The sequence below is a fragment of the Streptomyces curacoi genome, assembly GCF_001513975.1.
GTDB classification, from domain to species: Bacteria; Actinomycetota; Actinomycetes; order Streptomycetales; family Streptomycetaceae; genus Streptomyces; species Streptomyces curacoi.
Genome location: NZ_KQ947996.1, coordinates 150,394 through 168,879, shown reverse-complemented (window position 1 = coordinate 168,879; position 18,486 = coordinate 150,394). Strand labels below are relative to the sequence as shown.

The window sequence follows — 18,486 nt, the reverse complement described above, 5'->3', positions numbered from 1 at the left end:
GAACTCCGATGTCAGGTCTTGGATGCGTGTCCCAGGGCGGCCCACGCGACGTCATCGACCGCGAGCCACGGGGCGGCCGCGACGGCCGTGGGCGTCACCCCGGCGAAGGCCATGACGTCCCGATGCAGGTGGGACTGGTCGACGTAGCCGCCCTCCGCCGCCACCGACGCAGCGCTGTGACCTGCGGCGAGGCGGTGGGCCGCGTGGTCGAAGCGGACCAGTTGCGCGGCGCGCTTGGGGGTGAGGCCGAGCTGGGAGCGGAACCGGGCCCACAGCCGCTTACGGCTCCATCCGGCCTCGGCTGCCAGCTGCTCGATCCGGACCTGTCCCCGGCTGGCCACCATCTGCCGCCAGGCGTAGCCGACCTCCGGATCGACCGCCCGGCCTGCCGCGTGTCTTCGAGCGAGCGCGGCCTCCGCGATCGCGAACCGCTCCTCCCACGAGGCGGCAGCGCGCAGTTGCTCCTGAGTTCGCCCGGCATCGCGGCCCCAGAGGTCTTCGAGGGCGACCACCGCCCCACCCGACTCCAGGGAGGCCCCCAGCACCGCGTGCGCGACCACTGGTGACAGCCGCATCTGCAGGCACTCGATGTCCCGGCCGTGCACTCGGACGCTGCCCGGTGCGAGGCCGAGAACGGCGCTGCCGCGCTGCTGCCGGCCACTGACGTCGTCGACGAGCAGCCCGTCGCCGAAGTCGACGACCACCGTGACAGCCGGGTACGGGACCACCTGAAGGTCGACGAGGTCCGTCCTTCGATCGCGGAATCCGGCCATGCCGACTCCCGGCAGCCGGCCGGGCCGCGAGGGGGTGGTGATGTCCCACCTCGCGGCAGCGTCACGAGCCGACTCGGCATACTGCATCGCTCCAGGCTACGAGTCACCACCGGCGGTAGTGCAGCCGGCGGACATTTGTCCAAGACCCGGCCCCGGGCAGGCGGCAACACTGACGGCCCAACACCCGCCCGGGAGAGGACGTTACGCATGCACCATCCGATCGACCCGTTCACGCCTGCCGTCGAACTCGCCGCGGCCATACGCCGCAAGGAGGTGAGCCCGGTCGAGGTGGCCGACAGCTACCTGGAGCGGATGGACGAGCTCGACCCCCGGCTCAACGCGTTCTGCCACCGGGCCGACCACGACGTCCGCAAGGCCGCTGCTGCGGCAGCTGACGCGGTGGTGCAGGCCGCCTCCGCCGAGGAACTCCCGCCGTTCCACGGCGTCCCGCTGCCGATCAAGGACCTCCTCGATGTGACCGGCTGGCCCACGACCCATGGGAGCGCCGGCGCCGACCGGGCACCGGCCGCTGCGTCGGACCCGGTGGTGCGGCGGTTCGTGGACGCGGGGTTCGTGTTGCTCGGGAAGACCACCACCTCCGAGTTCGGCACGGTGTCCTTCACCGAAAGCGAGGCCCTGGGCATCTCCCGCAACCCGTGGGACCCAGACCGCACGCCAGGCGGGTCGTCGAGCGGCGCGGGCGTCGCCGTCGCCGCCGGGATGGCGCCCATCGCCCACGCCGCCGACGGCGGCGGATCGATCCGCGTCCCGGCGTCGTGCACCGGCCTCGTCGGGCTCAAGCCCACCCGCGGCCTGGTCACCAACGCGACCGTCGGCAGCGAGGGTCTGGCCACCGACGGCGTACTCACCCGCTCGGTGGCCGACACCGCGGCCGCCCTGGACGTGCTCGCCCGCCATGATCCTGCCGCATGGTGGTCTCCCCCGCCCCCGCGGCGATCCTTCACCGACGCGATGACGACGGCCCCGCCGAGAGGGCTGCGGATCGGTGTGCTCGTCGCCCCTCCCCTCGACGGTCTGAACGTCGACCCGGCGTGCGTGGCCGCCGTCGACAAGACCCTGCGGACTCTGGAATCGGCCGGCCACCACGTCGTCGACGTTCCCCTACCGCTGCCCCCGGCGGAGGAGTTGGTCACGGCGTTCACGACCATCTGGAACGTCGGCGGCGCCGGGGTCCCACTCGCGGACCCCGACCGCGTCGAGCCCCACAATCGGGCCCTGCGTGACGCGGCGCGAGCCATCGACTCCTGGGCCTACGCAGAAGGCGTGCAGAAGACGCAACGCCTGTCGCGGCGCATCGTCGAGGCCTTCATCACCAGCTTCGACCTTCTCGTCACGCCCACGATGGCGTGCCTGCCGCCACCCGTCGGCTTCTGGCGATCCGGCAGCGGCGACGATCCCCTGACGCCCCTGCTGAAGAGCTACCCGCTGGCCGTGTTCACGTCACTGTTCAACGTGACCGGCCAGCCGGCGATCTCCGTCCCCCTCCACCACGACGACGCCACCAGCCTGCCCGTCGGTGTCCAGCTCGTCGCCGCGCCGTGGCGGGAAGACCTCCTGCTCCAGGTGTCCCACACCCTTGAGCTCGCGCACCCCTGGACCGATCGCCGCCCGGCCGTCAGCTGACGGCCTTGAAGACTTCACCCTCCTCTGCCCCAACCGGGCAGCGCAGAAAGGACATCTCGACGTGACCGTCACCCCGATCGATCTCTTCGCCTCCTTCATCCACCTTCAGCAAGGCGGTCAGGTGAGCGCCGAGCAGCCGGTGTTCGACACCGAACGGGACGGCTGGCAGGTGATGACCTTCCATGTGGAAACCGACGCCGACGTGCACGGCGACCACTGGGAGATCCACACCGCCGCGGACGAAGTCGTCTCCTGCCTCACCGGTGGGATACGCCTCTACTTCCGCCCGGAGCAGCCGGGAGAAGAGGAGGAGGAGATCAAGCTGGCGGCCGGCACCGCGGTCATCGTGCCGCGCGGGCGATGGCACCGCATCGCGCTGGACACCCCCAGCGACATCATGTCGGTCACCCTGCCACGCGGCAGCCGCTTGGAGAAACGGGCCGAAGCCCAGGCGCGGGCCGAAGCCTAGGCGGCCGGAACGACAGGCGGGTTCGGGCGGGACCGGGAGAGGACGCAGATCCGAGCGTCACCGGCGACGGAAGCGTTCATACGGCGGTGGCGTGCCGCTCGGCGGCCTCGACCACGTTGGCGAGCAGCATCGCTCGGGTCATGGGGCCCACTCCGCCGGGCATGGGTGCGAGCCGGCCGGCGACCTGGGCGGCGTCCGGGTGCACATCGCCGGACAGCCCGTGGTCGGTGCGGGTGATGCCGACGTCCAGGACCGCCGCGCCGGGGCGCAGCATGTCCTTGGTGACCAGCCCGGGTGAGCCGGCGGCCGCGATGACGATGTCGGCCTCGCGGACGTGCCAGGCCAGGCCCTTGGTGCCGGTGTGGCAGAGGGTGACGGTCGCGTTCTCGGAGCGGCGGGTGAGGAGGAGGCCGATGGGGCGTCCGACCGTGATGCCCCGGCCGATCACGCACACCCGCGCTCCGGCGAGCGGCACGTCGTGGCGGCGGAGCAGCTCGACGATGCCGCGCGGGGTGCACGGCAGCGGGGCCTCGGCGCCCAGGACGAGCCGGCCGAGGTTGACCGGGTGCAGGCCGTCGGCGTCCTTGGCCGGGTCGATGCGTTCCAGTACGGCTCCCGCGTCCAGGTGGCGCGGGAGCGGGAGCTGGACGATGTAGCCGGTGCAGGCCGGGTCGGCGTTGAGTTCGTCGATCGTCTCCTCGACCTGTCGCTGCGAGGCGTCGGCCGGCAGGTCCCGGCGGAGGGAGGCGATGCCCACCTGGGCGCAGTCGCGGTGCTTGCCGGCGACGTAGGCGTGGCTGCCCGGGTCGTCGCCCACCAGGACCGTGCCGAGGCCCGGCGGGCGACCGGCCGTGGCGGTCAACTTGGCCACGCGCTCGGCGAGTTCGCGGCGGATGTCGGCGGCGGTCGCCTTGCCGTCGAGCAGCTGTGCGTTCACCGGCGGTGTTCCTTCCCTCGGATTCGACGCTCGGGGTCAGCCACGGAGGCGGGACATGCTGGGGTCGAACAGGGGCTCCTCGGCCACGACCGCCTCGATGCGCTGGTCGAAGTAGCCGATGCGCACGGTCGTGCCGGGGGTGGTGAGTTCCGTAGGGAGCCAGGCGTACGCGATGCCCTTGCCGATCGTGTAGCCGTAGGCGGCGCTGGTGACGTAGCCGACCGCGCGCTCACCGTCGTACACCGGCTCCTTGCCCATGACGACGGACTGCGGGTCGTCGATGGTGAGGCAGGTGAGCTTGCGCCGTACGTCGGACTTGCGGCGCTCCAGCGCGGCCTTGCCGATGAAGTCGCCCTTGTCGAGCTTGACGGCGAAGCCGACGCCGGCCTCGTAGGGGTCGTGCTCGTAGGTCATGTCGGTGCCGAAGGAGCGGTAACCCTTCTCCAGGCGGAGGCTGTTGAAGGCGCCGCGGCCGGCGATGACGCCGCCGAGGGGCCCCGCCGCCTGCCACAGGGTGTCCCACAGCTTCAGGCCCTGGTCGGCGGTGGTGTAGAGCTCCCAGCCGAGTTCACCGACGTACGACAGGCGCATCGCGGTCACCGGGACGCTGCCGATGTAGGCGCGCTTGGCGCGGAAGTACTTCAGGCCGTCGTTCGAGAAATCCTCGTCCGTCAACGGCTGCAGGACCTTGCGGGCGAGCGGCCCCCACAGGCCGATGCAGCAGGTGCCGGGGGTGATGTCGCGGACCTGGACCGTGCCGTCGGCGGGGAGGTGGCGGGTGAACCAGTCCAGGTCGAGGTTGCCGTTGGCGCCGACCTGGAACCGGTCGCGGGCCAGGCGGGCGACGGTGATGTCGCTGCGGATGCCGCCGTCGTGGTCGAGGAGCAGGGTGTACGTCACCGAGCCGACCGACTTGGCGACCTTGCCGGTGCACAGGCGCTCCAGGAAGGCCGCCGAGCCCGGGCCGGTCACCTCCAGGCGCTTGAGGGCCGTCATGTCGTACATCGCGACGGTCTCGCGGGTGGCCTGGGCCTCGGCGCCGACGATGGGCGACCAGTACTGGGCGGCCCAGTCGTTGGGGGTGGGGATGGTGCGGCCTTCCACGAGGCGGGCGTTGGCCTCGTACCACTGCGGGCGCTCCCAGCCGTTCGCCTCCAGGAAGAAGGCGCCCAGCTCCTGCTGGCGGGGGTGGAAGGGGCTGGTGCGGATCGGGCGCGGCTTACCGGACGGCTGGAGGGGGTGGAGGATGTCGTAGACCTCGACGAAGTTCTGGCAGTCGCGGGCCAGGACGTACTGAGGGGACAGCTGGTGCGGCTCGAAGCGGTTGACGTCGCACTCGTGCAGGTCGAAGGACGAGCAGTGGCCGTCGACCAGCCATTCGGCCATCGCCCGGCCGACGCCCGCGGAGTGGGTGACCCACACGGCCTCGGCGACCCAGAAGCCCTTGACGTCCGGCGACTCGCCGAGCAGTGGGAAGTTGTCGGTGGTGAAGGAGAACAGGCCGTTGATGCCTTCCTCGATCTTGGCCTCCTTCGTCGCGGGGAGCAGGGACCGGGTCTCGGTCCAGGCGTCCTCGAAGTCCTCCTCGGTGAACTTCAGGACCGACGGCATCTGGTCGGCCTCGTCCACGGAGAGGATGTCGTCGGCGGAGATGGGCATCGGGCGGTGGCCGTAGTAGCCGATGCCCAGGCCGTCGAAGCGGTCGCGGTAGTAGAGGTCGGCGTCCTGGTGGCGCAGGATCGGGCGGACCGCCTCCTCGGTCTGGCCGGCGAGGGCCGGGACGGGGCCGGTCCAGGCGAGCTGGTGGGCCAGCGGGGTGAGCGGGAGGTTCATGCCGGCCATGCGGGCGATCTTCGGGCCCCAGATGCCGGCGCAGCACACGACGATGTCGGCTTCCAGATCGCCCTGGTCGGTGCGGACGCCCGTCACCTCGCCGTCGGCCTGGAGGACGTCGAGGACCTCGTGGCGGGCGAGGAAGCGTACGCCGCGCTCGGTGGCGCGGCGGATCTGTGCCTCGACGGCGAGGACGGCCTTGGCGAGGCCGTCGGTGGGGACGAGGAGGCCGCCGAGGACCCTGTCGCGGTTGACCAGGGGGTGCTGCTCGACGCACTCGTCGGGGGTCAGCAGGCGGGCCTCGATGCCCCAGGCGGTGATCCAGCCGTGGCGGCGGTGCAGTTCCGTCAGGCGCTCGGGGGTGGTAGCCACTTCCAGGCCGCCGACCTGGAGGAAGCAGGGCTTGCCGTCGACGTCGAGGGAGCAGAACTTCTCGACGGTGTAGCGGGCGAGTTCGGTCATGGTCTTGGAGGAGTTCGTCTGGAAGACCAGGCCCGGGGCGTGCGAGCTGGATCCCCCGGTGGCGGGGAGCGGGCCCTGGTCGACCACGGTCACCTCGGTCCAGCCTCGCGCGGAGATCTCGTCCGCGAGGGCCGCGCCGACGACTCCCGCTCCGATGATGACCACTCGGGGTCCCGCCATCGCCGCACCTCCGGTTGAGTTGCTTTGTACGCAACATGACTCAGGTTGCGCAACTCAATGTGCCTGCCGTGCAGAGGGGTGTCAAGAGGTCCGGTGACGGCGGAGAACGCACTGGAAGACGGCCTGGAAAACGGCCTGGAAAACAGGAATGCCCGGTGGGCGGTGCGCATCCGTGCGCACCGCCCACCGGGCATCCGGGCAGGGTCTACTTGAGCCAGGCGTCCACCTTGTCGCGGTTGGCCTCGACCCACTTCTTCGCCGCCGCCTCGGGCGTCATCTTGTCCACCGCGATGTACTTGGCCACGATGTTCTGGTCGTCGTTGGTCCAGGTGAAGTTCTTCACCAGGTCATAGGCCGGGCTGCCCGACTTGGCGAACTTCGCACTGACGATCTTGTCCAGCTTGTACACGGGGTAGTCGCAGGCGACCTTCTCGGCATCGGCGTCGCAGCCCGCCTTGTACTCGGGCAGCTTGACCTTCTTCAGCGGCACCTCGGACATGAACCACTGTGGCTCGTAGAAGTAGCCGATCACCCATTCCTTGTCCTTCTCCGCCTTGCGGAAGGCCTGGATGAGGGCGGTCTCACTGCCCGCGTACACCACCTTGTAGTCCAGCTTCAGGTTCTTCACCAGGGCCTCGTCGTTGGTGACGAACGACGGGTCGCCGTCGAGGAGTTGGCCCTTGCCGCCGGACTCGGACGTCTTGAACTCGGCCGCGTACTTGTCGAGGTTCTTCCAGTCGAGGATGTCCGGGTGCTCCTTGGCCAGCCACGGCGGCACGTACCAGCCGATGAGGCCTTCGTTGCCGGTCGGGCCGGCGTCGACGGCGGTCTTCTGGTCGGTGATGTACTTCTTCTTCAGGTCGTCGTGGCCCCAGTTCTCGACGACGGCGTCGACCTCGCCCGTCCCGAAGCCCTGCCAGGCGATCTCTTCCTTCAGGTCCTTCTTGGTGACCTTGCAGCCGAGGTCGTTCTCCGCGACGTAGGCGATGACCGCCGCGTTGGCCTCGTATCCCACCCACGGGTTGACCGCGAGGTTGAAGGTGCCGCACTTGCCGGAGCTGCCCGAGCCGCCGGTCTCCGAGGAGCTGTCACCGACCTTCGCGCCGCCGCAGGCGGTGAGGGTGAGGCCGAGGATCGCTATGCCGGCCGCGCCGACTCGCCGTTGTCTTGCTTGCCTTGCCATGGTCAGTTGCTCCTTACGCGCCGGCACGCCGCGCCGCTGCCTGAGTGATCCGGTCGAACATGACTCCGAGAAGGACGATGGCCAGCCCCGCGGCGAGCCCCTTCCCGTACAGCTGTCCCTGCGAGAAGCCGGCCACGACGTCGTAGCCGAGGGCGCCCGCCCCTACCAGGCCGCCCACCACAACCATCGACAGCACATAGATGAGGCCCTGGTTGGTGGCGAGGGTCAGGGCGCCGCGTGCCATCGGCAGCTGGACCTTGGTGATGATCTGCCAGGTGTTGCACCCGGCGGAGGTGGCCGCCTCCACGGTGGTGGCGGGTACGTTCCGCACCCCGTCCGCGATGATCTTCATGGCGACGGGGGCCGCGTAGACGACGGCGGCGACGATGGCCGTGAAGCGGGTCGCGCCGAACAGCGCGAGGAACGGCACGAGATAGACGAACGGCGGCATGACCTGGGCCGCGTCCAGGGAGGGGCGCAGGATCCGGTCCACGAGCGCGCTGCGTCCCATCCACACGCCGAAGACGATGCCGAGCAGCATCACCAGCACCGTGGCGACGACGGTCGACGCCAGCGTCGTCATGCTGTCCGACCACACTCCGGTGCCGACCAGCAGGCCCACGCACACGGCCGTGGTGAGGCCGGCGCGCCGGCCGCCGAGGACGCCGCCGAGCGCGATCAGAGCCGCGCCGACGAGCCACCACGGGGAGTCGGTGAGCAGGGTCTGGAACGGGTTGAGCAGACCGTTGGTGAGGGCGTCGCGGAAGCCGTTGGTGAGGCCCGACAGGTTGTCCTGCGCCCAGGTGGTGACGGTGTCGGCCCCGCTGGAAATGGCGCTGCCGGTGCCTCCCTCGCCGGGGAACTCCGCCGCCCATACGTAGGTGTGGGACAGGTGGACCAGCACCGCCGTGGCCGCCGCGCCCACTCCGAGCAGCGGGCGTCGCCAGGTCAGGAAGCGGTTCTTCGAACGCCGGGCCGCCTCCTCGCGTCCGCTGGCCGCGGTGGTGACCCGGTCCAGCACGATCGCCATGACGACGATGGCCAGACCCGCGTTGAAGGCCGTGCCGACGTCCAGCGACTGCAGCGCCTGGACGACCGTCTTGCCGAGGCCGGGCGCGTCGATGAGGGCGGCGATGGTCACCATGGCCAGGGCGGCCATGATGGTCTGGTTCACGCCCATCACCACGGTCCGCTTGGACATCGGCAGCAGCACCTTCGTCAGGGTCTGCCGACGGGTGGCGCCCAGCGAGTCGGCCGCCTCGACCGTGGTCTTCGGTACGGAGCGGATGGCGTGCGCGGTGATGCGGATCGCGGGCGGCGCCGCGTAGATGAGCGTCGCGATCGTGGCGGAGGCCGGGCCGATGAGGAAGAAGAGAGTGAGGGGCGCGAGGTAGACGAAGGTCGGCATCGTCTGCATGAAGTCCAGGAAGGGCGTGACGATCCGGTTGAACCGGTCGGACAGCCCCGCCCACACGCCCAGCGGGATCGCGAACAGCAGCGCCACGAAGACGGCCGAGACGGTGAGCGCCAGGGTGTCCATGCTCTCCTGCCACAGACCCTGCAGGCCCAGGAAGGTGAAGCCGGCCACGGCCAGCAGCGCGACCCTCCAGTTGCCCACCGCCCAGGAGACATAGCCCGCGATGCCGACGACGCCGAGCCACCCGATCTGCGGGACGGGGCGGTCGGCGGAGGGCTGCGAGATCAGCTCCTGCACGAAGGTCACCAGGGTGTCGATGACCAGGCGGATCTCGTTGAAGAAGTACAGGAAGAGGGGGTTGGAGTTGCGGTTCGCGCCGATCGAGTCGTTGACGTCGTTGAACCACCGGTGCAGATCGGTCAGGTCGGCCGCCGCCAGGGTGAGGGTCTGCTTGCCGCGCAGCACGGCGAACAGCACCAGCCAGACGAGAAGGACGGCGCCCACGACCATCGACCGGTTGACCTTGCGCACGGTCCTGACCGGGGCGGCCTGCTCAACGGTCCGGGTCTCGTCCGGTGTCTCCGGCTTCTCCACGGCGACGGTCATCACGCGCCGCCTTCCTGCCCGGCGACCACCGCGAGGATCTCCTCGTCGCCGACGATGCCGAGCAGCTTGCCGTCCTCGACGACCTTGACGGGCTTGTCGGCCGCGAGCACCGCCCGGGTGGCCTCCTTCACCACGACGTCCGGGCCCAGCTCGGGGCCGTCCAGGGCGTCGCCGTCCGCCGGGGGGCGCATGATCCAGCGCAGGGTCAGCACGTCGCCGCGCGGCACGTCCTTGACGAACTCGCGCACGTAGTCGTCCGCCGGGGCGCCCACCAGTTCGTCGCCGGTGCCGCACTGGACCATCTTGCCGTCGCGCATGATGAGGATGCGGTCGCCCAGTTTGAGGGCCTCGGAGAGGTCGTGGGTGATGAACACCATGGTCTTGCCGACCTCGTGGTGCAGGCGGATGACCTCGTTCTGCATGTCACGGCGGATCAGCGGGTCGAGCGCGGAGAACGGCTCGTCGAAGAAGAGCACGTCCGGATCGCCGGCCAGCGCCCGGGCCAGGCCGACGCGCTGCTGCATGCCGCCGGACAGCTGGTCGGGGTAGGAGTTCTCGTAGCCCGCGAGGCCGACCAGCTCGACGACCTCCTGGGCCCGCCTGGTGCGCTCGGCCCTGCCCATGCCGCGGATCTCCAGGCCGAACGCCACGTTGTCGACGACGCGGCGGTGGGGCAGCAGACCGAAGTGCTGGAAGACCATGGAGAACTTGCGGCGCCGCAGATCGCGCAGGCGCTTGTCGTCGGCCTCGCGGATGTCCTCGCCCTCGAAGACGATCTCACCGGCGGTGGGTTCGATCAGCCGGGTCAGACATCGCACCAGTGTGGACTTGCCGGAGCCGGACAGGCCCATGACGACGAAGACCTCGCCGGGCGAGACGTCGAAGTGGACGTCGCGGACGGCCGCGGTGCAGCCGGTGCGGTCCATGAGCTCACGGCGGGTGAGCCCGCACAACTCCTCGGAGTCGGGGACCTGGGCGGCCTTCGGTCCGAACACCTTCCACAGCCTGCGCACGGATATGACCGGGGTGGAGCCCGAGTCCTGGGGCGTGCCGCGCCGCTGCGGCACCTCGGTCTGTGTGGTCACGTTCGACCTCTCTTCGGCGTTCAGCCGCGGAACCAGTGCAGCGGCCGGGGTTGGATGTTCTGCCAAATGTGTTTGGGCTCTCGGTACTCGTTCAGGCCCGTCGGTCCCAGCTCCCGGCCCACGCCGGAGTGCCCGAAGCCACCCCATTCCGCTTGCGGCACATAGGGGTGGTAGTCGTTGATCCACACCGTGCCGTGGCGCAGCCGCCGGGCGACCCGCTGGGCCTTGCCCGCGTCCTGCGTCCAGACGGCTCCGGCGAGTCCGTACTCGGTGTCGTTGGCGATGCGTACGGCGTCGTCCTCGTCGGTGAAGCGCTCCACGGTGAGCACGGGCCCGAACGACTCCTCGTGCACCACGCGCATGTCCTGCCCGCATTCGTCGAGCACGGTGGGCAGGTAGAAGTGGCCGTTCGCCAGCGTGGGGTCGTCGGGCCGTGCGCCGCCGCATCGCAGTACGGCGCCTTCGGCGAGCCCGGCCGCCACGTACGCCTCCACCTTCGCCAGGTGCTGTGCGGAGATCAGCGCTCCGGTCTCGGCGTCGGGGTCGAAGGGTCCGCCGAGCCGGATGAGCCGGGCGCGCCGGACGACCTCGTCGACGAAGCGGTCGTGCAGGGAGTCCTCGACGATCAGGCGGGCTCCGGCCGAGCAGACCTGCCCCGAGTGCAGGAAGACGGCCGTGAGGGCGAAGTCCACGGCCGTGGCGAAGTCGGCGTCGGCGAACACGACGTTGGGGTTCTTGCCGCCGAGCTCCAGCGCGACCTTCTTCACGGTCGCGGCGGCGGTGGCCATGATGCGCTTGCCGGTCTCCAGGCCCCCGGTGAAGGAGACCATGTCCACGGCCGGGTCCTCCGAAAGCGGTGCGCCCACCTCGGGGCCGGCGCCCAGGACGAGGTTCGCGGCGCCGGCCGGGAGCCCGGCCTCCTCCAGTGCCCGCATCAGCAGGACCGAGCTGGAGGGGGTGAGTTCGCTGGGCTTGAGGACGATCGTGTTGCCGGCGAGGAGCGCCGGGGCGACCTTCCAACTGGCCTGCAGCAGCGGGTAGTTCCAGGGGGTGATGAGCCCGCACACGCCGACCGGCTCGTACCCGACGCGGCTGACGGCGTCGTCGCGGCCGGTGTCGATCGCCCGTCCGGCGTCGGTGCCGCCGAGCCCGCCGTAGTAGCGGAAGCAGGAGACGACATCGGCGATGTCGTACTCGCTCTCCACCAGCCGCTTGCCGGTGTCCAGGGACTCCGCGCGGGCGAATTCCTTGGCGTCGCGCTCGATGAGGTCGGCGGTGCGCAGCAGCAGTGCGCCGCGCTCGCGCTCGGGAGTGCTCGGCCAGGTTCCCTCGTCGAAGGCGCGGCGGGCAGCGGTGATCGCCGCCTCCGTGTCGGGGCGCGTCGCTTCCGAGACGGTCGCCACGAGCGTGCCGTCAGCGGGACACCGGATCTCCCGGCGCCCGCCGGCCACCGGGTCCCGCCATTCGCCATCCACATACAGGTCTGCCACGCGCCGAGCCTTTCAACCGAAATTCGTTGCGCATCGTGCACCCGATTGCTTGTGGTGGAACACCCTGGCGAATGTCCAGACAGACGTCAAGAGGTTGGCCGATGACGATTTGGCCATCCGATCACTTACCCGGCCACCCTTGACCGCAAGCGACCCCGAGCCGACCATGTTGCGTATCGCTCATCATGTTGTGCATTGCGCACCAGCGGAGGCCGATGTGTCCCCCAAGTTCCCTCGACCGCACCCCGGCCGTGAGTACGTCCTGACCCTTTCCTGTCCGGACAGCGCCGGACTGGTTCACGCCGTGAGCGGCTTTCTCGTCAGGAACTCCGGCAACATCCTGGAAAGCCAGCAGTTCGACGACCGACTTCAGGACCGCTTCTTCATGAGGGTCCACTTCGACGTCTCCGATCCGAACGTCGACCGGGAGCAACTGCGTTACCGGTTCGGTCCGGTGGCCCAGGCCTACGGCATCTCCTGGACCCTGAGGGACGCGGCCACGCCCACCCGGACGCTGATCATGGTGTCCAGGTTCGGTCACTGCCTCAACGACCTGCTCTTCCGGCAACGTACCGGCGCCCTCAACATCGAGATCCCCGCGATCGTCTCCAACCACCGGGACTTCGAGGGACTCGCGGAGACGTACGGCATCCCCTTCCACCACATCCCGGTGACCAGGGAGACCAAGGCCGAGGCCGAGGCCCGGCTGCTGGAGCTCGTGCGCGAGCTGGACATCGACCTGGTGGTACTGGCCCGCTACATGCAGATCCTCTCCGACGACCTGTGCAAGGAGCTGGAGGGCCGGGCCATCAACATCCACCACTCCTTCCTCCCCAGTTTCAAGGGGGCTCGCCCCTACGAGCAGGCCTACCAGCGCGGAGTGAAGCTGGTCGGCGCGACGGCGCACTATGTGACGCCGGACCTGGACGAGGGCCAGATCATCGAGCAGGACGTGGTCCGGGTGGACCACTCGCTGGACCCCGGCGACCTGGTCACGGTCGGACGGGACGTGGAGGCTCAGGTCCTCGCGCACGCGGTGAAGTGGCACAGCGAGAGCCGCGTGATGGTGGACGGCAACCGCACGGTGGTCTTCCGCTGAACGGCGGCCACCCGGGAGCCGGATCGGGTTGCGGTCCCGCCCCCGTCGTATACGGACCCGGGCACGCCGCTCCCCGGTCACGGCGGCTGCTGGAGGAAGGCGAGGAGCGCGGCCGTGAGTTCCGCGGGAGCGTCCTCCTGGACGAGGTGGCCCGCGCCGGGGACGAGAGCGGCGAGCTCGCGCCCCTTCGCCACCGGGATCCAGGCCGCTGGCGGAACCGACGTACTCACGCACCAGGGCGGCGTGGAGCGCCGACGGCAACTGTTCGAAGACGCCGGAGCGCTCACCGACCAGCCGGAAGAACAGGGACCCCCACGGCGCCGGCGCGACCGGATCGACCAGGGCGAGGGCCCGGTAGCGGGCCCCGTGCAGGAGGTGCGCCCGCAGGGCGGCGGCACCGCCGAAGTCGTGGGCGACGATGAGCGGTTCGGCCAGGCCCCAGTGGCTCAGGAGCTCGGCGAAGACCCGGGCGAGCGAGCGGGCGACGGCACGCCAGACGTACGAGGAGAAGGGCGTGCCGCGCAGAAGGGCGACCGGCGGTCGGCCGGGAGGGCCCAGCCGGTCCCAGCGGACGTCACCTGAGGTGCTGGTGAAGGTTCGGGGCAGTTTGCAGTCGTTGTCCGTTGCCGTCCTTCTCCTGGTTCAGCGCCCCAGCCGGTCCAGCAGCGCGCGGCGCCACCGTTCCGTCTCGGCGATCTGGTTGAACGTGAACAGGTGCAGACCGGCCACCCGCGCCGAGGGTGCCGTGAGCGCCCTCTCCGTCCGGATCAGCAGCCTCTCGGGGGCATACCCCCCGGGGGCCGCGAAACGCGCGAACCAGGAGGCGTGCTTCGTCAGGAAGCGCGTCGACTCCCCCACCCCGATCTTCGTCGCCATCGCCAGCAGCTTCGCCCGCTGCACGGGCCCGGCGACACCCACGTACAGCGGCAGGGCAACGCCTCGGCGCCGGATGCGCGTGATCCACTCCCCGAGCACCCGCGGGTCGAAGCAGAGGTTGCTCACGAGATATGTGGCGTGCTCGCGCTTGTCCCACATCGCCTGGACGGTGACGTCGTCGTGGAGGAGCGGATGGCTCTCGGGGTAGCCGGTGACGCCGACGTGAGCGAAGGGCCCGCCCAGCTCGCTCAGCCTGCGCAGCACCGGCAGCGCCCCGTCGTAGACCCCGGCGGGCGGGTCGGCGTCACCGGCCGGGAGGAAGATGTCGTCCACGCCCGCTTCGCGCAGCCGGCCCGTGACGTCCTTGAGGTGCAGGTCGTCCCGCAGGAGCCGGGCCGGCACATGCGGGACGACCCGGTAGCCGTGCGAAGCGAGCCGGGCGGCGAGGTCGAGGGTCGGCTCCAGGCCCTTGACCGGCGACGCCGTCACGGTGACGACGACGTCGCGCGGGACATGGGCGAGGACCTTGTCCTCGGTGGCCTTGGCGGGCAGCACCTCGTAGCGGACGCTGTGCAGCAGCGCCCGGAGCCCTGCGGTGTGCAATGTCTACCCCGTCTGCTTCTGGGCGTCGCGGTGGCGGTAGTACGCGGCCTTCGACGGCGCCAGTGGTTCCTTGCCGAGGATCAGGTCCGCGGCCTTCTCGGCGATCATCATGACGGGAGCGTAGATGTTGCCGTTGGTGACGTAGGGCATGACGGAGGCGTCCACGACACGCAGGCCGTCCACGCCGTGCACCCGCATGCTGGTGGGGTCGACGACCGACTTCTCGTCGGTGCCCATCTTGCAGGTGCAGGAGGGATGCAGGGCGGTCTCGCCCTCCTTCGCGACCCAGGCGAGGATCTCCTCGTCCGTCTCCACCGACGGTCCCGGCGAGATCTCCCCTCCGTTGTAGGGGGCGAGTGCGGGCTGGTTGAGGAGCTTGCGGGCCACGCGGATCGCCTCGACCCATTCGCGGCGGTCCTGCTCGGTGGAGAGGTAGTTGAAGCGCAGTGCCGGGTGTTCGCGCGGATCCCTGCTCTTGATCTTTACCGAGCCGAGGGCGTCGGAGTACATGGGTCCCACGTGCACCTGGTAGCCGTGGCCGCCGGCGGGCGAGGAGCCGTCGTAGCGGACCGCGACCGGCAGGAAGTGGAACATCAGGTTGGGGTAGTCGACGTCCTCGTTGCTGCGGGCGAAGCCGCCGGCCTCGAAGTGGTTGGTGGCGGCCGGGCCCTTGCGGAAGAGCCACTGGAGCCCGATGAAGGGGGCGCGCCACTTGGCCATGTACGGCTGCATGGAGACGGGCTGCTTGCAGGCGTACTGGACGTAGACCTCCAGATGGTCCTGCATGTTCTCGCCGACGCCCGGGAGGTCCTGGACGACGTCGATGCCGAGGGCGCGCAGTTCGTCGGCGTTGCCGACGCCGGAGAGCTGGAGCAGCTGCGGGGAGTTGATGGCGCCGCCGCAGAGGATGACCTCCCCCGCGCGGACCTGCCGGCGGGCGCCCCGGCCGCGCTGGAACTCGACGCCGACGGCGCGCCTGCCCTCGAAGAGGACGCGTGTGACGAGGGCGCGCGTCCTGACGGTGAGGTTCGGCCGCTTCATCGCGGGCTTGAGGTACGCCTTGGAGGCCGACAGGCGGCGTCCGCGATGGACGTTGCGGTCGAACTTGGCGAAGCCTTCCTGCCGGTAGCCGTTGACGTCGTCGGTGGGGGCGTAGCCCGCTTCCCGGGTGGCCTTGAGGAAGGCGTCGAAGAGGGGGTTGGTGGCCGGGCCGCGTTCGAGGACGAGAGGGCCGTCGTGGCCTCGGAACTCGTCGTCGGGGTCGGCCGCGAGACAGTTCTCCATCCGCCGGAAGTACGGCAGACAGTGCGCGTAGTCCCAGGTCTCCATGCCCGGGTCGGCGGCCCAGCGCTCGTAGTCCATGGGGTTGCCGCGCTGGAAGATCATGCCGTTGATGCTGCTGGAGCCGCCCAGCACCTTGCCGCGCGCGTGGTAGATGCGCCGGCCGCCCATGTGGGGCTCGGGCTCGGACTCGTACTTCCAGTCGTAGAAGCGGCTGCCGATCGGGTAGGTCAGCGCCGCGGGCATGTGGATGAAGACGTCCCACGGGTAGTCCGACCGGCCCGCTTCCAGTACCAGGACCCGGTTCGCCGGGTCAGCGGAGAGTCTGTTCGCCAGTGCGCTGCCGGCCGAACCGCCACCGACGATGACGAAGTCGTATTGCAGGGGAGCCATGGTGCCTCGTCTCGCTCGCGCCGTAGATACGCGAGGCATGCTAGACGGGTAGCGTCATGCGCACCAGGTTGCGAGCGACGCAACTTCCCGAGCCCTTTTTTCGGCGTCGTTACTTGCAAGGATGTTGTTTACTACGCGTATAGTTTTACTGTGAGCAACTTCAGCCCTGACACAGAAACGTCGAATTCGCAGGCCGGCGGCGTGCAGTCGGTCGACCGCGCCATCAGCGTCCTGGAGATCCTCGCCCAGCGTGGCGAGGCGGGCGTCAGCGAGGTTGCGGGCGAGATCGACGTACACAAGTCCACCGCCTTCCGTCTTCTCGGTGCCCTGGAGGCGCGCGGTCTGGTGGAGCAGGCCGGCGAGCGCGGCAAGTACCGGCTCGGCTTCGGCATCGTCCGTCTGGCCGGCGCGGTCACCGGGCGCATCGACATCACCCAGCAGGGCCGTCCGGTCTGCGAGCGTCTCGCCGAGGAGATCGGCGAGACCGTCAACATCGCCGTCATGCAGGAGCACTACGCGATCAACCTGTACCAGGTGCGCGGCCCGGGCGCGGTCACCGCGCACAACTGGGTCGGCCAGCTGACCCCGCTGCACGCCACGTCGAGCGGGAAGATCCTGCTGGCCCATCTGCCCGCGAAGGAGCGCGCCGCGCTGCTGTCCGCCGCCGGCATGAAGAAGGTCACCCCGCGCACCATCACCGCGAAGACGAAGCTTGAGAAGAACCTCGCCGAGGCGCGGGAGCGGGGCTACGCCTTCACCCTGGAGGAGCTGGAGATCGGTCTGCACGCCATGGCCGCGCCGGTCCGCAACCGGGACGGCGAGGTCATCGCGGCGCTCAGCGCCTCCGGCCCCGCCTACCGCTTCACGGAGGAGCGCCTGCACGAGCTCTCCCCGGTGCTGCTCAAGGGCGCCGAGGAGATCAGCCACCGGATGGGCTACCTGGGCTGAGTCACCCCTGGAGGGTGCCCAGGCGCTCGCTGACCCAGTCGTGGAAGGCGCCGATGTGGTGCTCGCTGGGCACCAGCACGCCGCCCTTGGCGTACATCCGGGAGCTCATGCCGGGCTGGGTGCGTTCGCACGCCTCGAAGTCCTGGCGGTTGACCCGGTCGAAGAGTTCCACGGACCGGCTGACGTCCTTGCCGCTCTCGACGACGTGCGGGAGGTAGAGCCAGTCGCACTCGACGACCGTGCGGTCCACGGACACCGGATACATCCGGTGGAAGATCACATGGTCGGGGACGAGGTTGATGAAGACCTGCGGCCTGACGGTGATGGCGTAGTAGCGGCGGTCCTGGTCCTGTGCGACGCCCGGGATCCGGTCCAGGCCCTCGGAGCCATCGACGGTGAAGCCCCGGATCTCCTCGCCGAACTCCGCGCCGTGGCCGACGTAGTACTGCGCGGCGTAGCCGTCCGCGAACTCCGGGAGGACCTCGGTGAGTTCGGGGTGGATGGTGGCGCAGTGGTAGCACTCCATGAAGTTCTCGATGATGAGCTTCCAGTTCGCCTTCACGTCGTAGACGATCCGCCTGCCGACGGAGAGGTTCTCGATGTCGTAGTGCTCGATCGACTCGACGTCGCCGAGGCGGGCGACGACCTCGCCGACGACGTCCTCCTCGAAGGAGGGCGGGTTCTCGGCGAGGCACACCCAGACATAGCCGAGCCATTCGCGTACGGCCACGCTCACCAGGCCGTACTCGGTGCGCCCGACGTCGGGCATCTTGGTGAGGTTGGGCGCCGCGACAAGCTTGCCGTTCAGGTCGTACGTCCAGGCGTGGTAGGGGCACTGGAAGGCCCGCTTGACCTCGCCGGACTCCTCGGTGCAGAGCTTGGCGCCACGGTGCCGGCAGACGTTGAAGTGGGCGCGGATCGAGTTGTCCCGGGCCCGGGTGACGAGGATGCTCTCGCGGCCCACGTCGACGGTGCGGAAGGCGCCGGGCTTCGCGAGGTCGGAGGCGCGCGCGACGCAGAACCACATGGTCTCGAATATGCGCTCCTGCTCCTGGGCGAAGATCCCCGGGTCGGTGTAGGAGGAGCCGGGGAGGGTGGCGATCAGGCTGTCCGGCAGGCTGGTCGAGGTCACGGTGCACTCCTCGGGAAACGTCGTGGAGGGGTCATTCACGCGCCGGGAAGAGCGACTCCGGACGGCGTTGTGTAT

14 protein-coding genes and 1 pseudogene are annotated in these 18,486 nt (G+C 69.9%); 4 read left to right on the top strand and 11 right to left on the bottom strand.

All coding sequences use genetic code 11. From position 1 onward, the window contains the following. Window positions 1-11: 11 nt before the first annotated feature. The gene (locus tag AQI70_RS34260) at window positions 12-860 is read right to left on the bottom strand and encodes an AraC family transcriptional regulator (protein WP_062156336.1); all 849 of its coding nucleotides are present in this window, start codon (window positions 858-860) and stop codon (window positions 12-14) included. A gap of 120 nt (window positions 861-980) precedes the next feature. Between AQI70_RS34260 and AQI70_RS34255 the strand changes: the two genes are divergently transcribed. Both AQI70_RS34255 and AQI70_RS34250 read left to right on the top strand, forming a co-directional pair. After that, complete coding sequence (locus tag AQI70_RS34255) at window positions 981-2,417, top strand: amidase (protein ID WP_063801652.1); 1,437 nt, start codon at window positions 981-983, stop codon at window positions 2,415-2,417. Window positions 2,418-2,478: 61 nt separating this feature from the next. Then, window positions 2,479-2,886: a cupin domain-containing protein gene (locus AQI70_RS34250; RefSeq protein WP_062156335.1), complete on the top strand. Its 408-nt coding sequence runs from the start codon at window positions 2,479-2,481 to the stop codon at window positions 2,884-2,886. 76 nt (window positions 2,887-2,962) lie between these two features. Here the strand turns inward: AQI70_RS34250 and AQI70_RS34245 are convergent, their stop codons facing one another. The 6 genes from AQI70_RS34245 to AQI70_RS34220 form a co-directional block, all read right to left on the bottom strand. Further along, window positions 2,963-3,823, bottom strand: a complete 861-nt coding sequence (locus tag AQI70_RS34245) for a bifunctional methylenetetrahydrofolate dehydrogenase/methenyltetrahydrofolate cyclohydrolase (RefSeq protein ID WP_062156334.1) — start codon at window positions 3,821-3,823, stop codon at window positions 2,963-2,965. Window positions 3,824-3,859: 36 nt separating this feature from the next. Next, window positions 3,860-6,298 (bottom strand): GcvT family protein, encoded by a 2,439-nt coding sequence (locus AQI70_RS34240; protein WP_062156333.1) that lies wholly within the window; start codon window positions 6,296-6,298, stop codon window positions 3,860-3,862. Window positions 6,299-6,503: 205 nt separating this feature from the next. Beyond that, window positions 6,504-7,481 (bottom strand): ABC transporter substrate-binding protein, encoded by a 978-nt coding sequence (locus tag AQI70_RS34235; protein ID WP_062156332.1) that lies wholly within the window; start codon window positions 7,479-7,481, stop codon window positions 6,504-6,506. 13 nt (window positions 7,482-7,494) lie between these two features. Beyond that, the gene (locus AQI70_RS34230) at window positions 7,495-9,504 is read right to left on the bottom strand and encodes an ABC transporter permease (RefSeq protein ID WP_062156331.1); all 2,010 of its coding nucleotides are present in this window, start codon (window positions 9,502-9,504) and stop codon (window positions 7,495-7,497) included. Next, window positions 9,504-10,589, bottom strand: a complete 1,086-nt coding sequence (locus AQI70_RS34225) for a quaternary amine ABC transporter ATP-binding protein (RefSeq protein ID WP_062156330.1) — start codon at window positions 10,587-10,589, stop codon at window positions 9,504-9,506. Before AQI70_RS34225 ends, AQI70_RS34230 begins: the two co-directional genes overlap by 1 nt. 20 nt (window positions 10,590-10,609) lie before the next feature. Beyond that, window positions 10,610-12,079 carry an aldehyde dehydrogenase family protein gene (locus AQI70_RS34220; RefSeq protein ID WP_062156329.1) on the bottom strand — a complete coding sequence of 490 codons (1,470 nt, stop codon included), beginning with the start codon at window positions 12,077-12,079 and terminating at the stop codon, window positions 10,610-10,612. A 217-nt stretch (window positions 12,080-12,296) separates the two neighbouring features. Between AQI70_RS34220 and purU the strand changes: the two genes are divergently transcribed. Next, window positions 12,297-13,178 carry a formyltetrahydrofolate deformylase gene (gene purU, locus AQI70_RS34215; RefSeq protein WP_062156328.1) on the top strand — a complete coding sequence of 294 codons (882 nt, stop codon included), beginning with the start codon at window positions 12,297-12,299 and terminating at the stop codon, window positions 13,176-13,178. A gap of 77 nt (window positions 13,179-13,255) precedes the next feature. On the opposite strand, the pseudogene AQI70_RS34210 reads toward purU, so the two are convergent. The 3 genes and pseudogenes from AQI70_RS34210 to betA form a co-directional block, all read right to left on the bottom strand. Beyond that, window positions 13,256-13,784, bottom strand: a pseudogene (locus tag AQI70_RS34210) (alpha/beta fold hydrolase). 36 nt (window positions 13,785-13,820) lie between these two features. After that, window positions 13,821-14,657, bottom strand: coding sequence for a methylenetetrahydrofolate reductase (locus AQI70_RS34205; RefSeq protein ID WP_062156327.1), 837 nt, complete (start codon window positions 14,655-14,657; stop codon window positions 13,821-13,823). Window positions 14,658-14,660: 3 nt separating this feature from the next. Further along, complete coding sequence (betA, locus tag AQI70_RS34200; protein WP_062156326.1) at window positions 14,661-16,331, bottom strand: choline dehydrogenase; 1,671 nt, start codon at window positions 16,329-16,331, stop codon at window positions 14,661-14,663. A 201-nt stretch (window positions 16,332-16,532) separates the two neighbouring features. On the opposite strand from betA, the gene AQI70_RS34195 reads away from it, so the two are divergent. Then, complete coding sequence (locus AQI70_RS34195; RefSeq protein WP_062156325.1) at window positions 16,533-17,279, top strand: IclR family transcriptional regulator; 747 nt, start codon at window positions 16,533-16,535, stop codon at window positions 17,277-17,279. Window position 17,280: 1 nt separating this feature from the next. Here the strand turns inward: AQI70_RS34195 and AQI70_RS34190 are convergent, their stop codons facing one another. After that, window positions 17,281-18,411 (bottom strand): aromatic ring-hydroxylating oxygenase subunit alpha, encoded by a 1,131-nt coding sequence (locus tag AQI70_RS34190; protein WP_062156324.1) that lies wholly within the window; start codon window positions 18,409-18,411, stop codon window positions 17,281-17,283. Window positions 18,412-18,486 lie beyond the last annotated feature (75 nt).

Coding starts and splice junctions, on each gene's coding strand:
- AQI70_RS34260 (WP_062156336.1), bottom strand. CDS start 860: ATGCAGTATGCCGAGTCGGCTCGTGACGCTGCCGCGAGGTGGGACATC.
- AQI70_RS34255 (WP_063801652.1), top strand. CDS start 981: ATGCACCATCCGATCGACCCGTTCACGCCTGCCGTCGAACTCGCCGCG.
- AQI70_RS34240 (WP_062156333.1), bottom strand. CDS start 6,298: ATGGCGGGACCCCGAGTGGTCATCATCGGAGCGGGAGTCGTCGGCGCG.
- AQI70_RS34235 (WP_062156332.1), bottom strand. CDS start 7,481: ATGGCAAGGCAAGCAAGACAACGGCGAGTCGGCGCGGCCGGCATAGCG.
- AQI70_RS34230 (WP_062156331.1), bottom strand. CDS start 9,504: ATGACCGTCGCCGTGGAGAAGCCGGAGACACCGGACGAGACCCGGACC.
- betA (WP_062156326.1), bottom strand. CDS start 16,331: ATGGCTCCCCTGCAATACGACTTCGTCATCGTCGGTGGCGGTTCGGCC.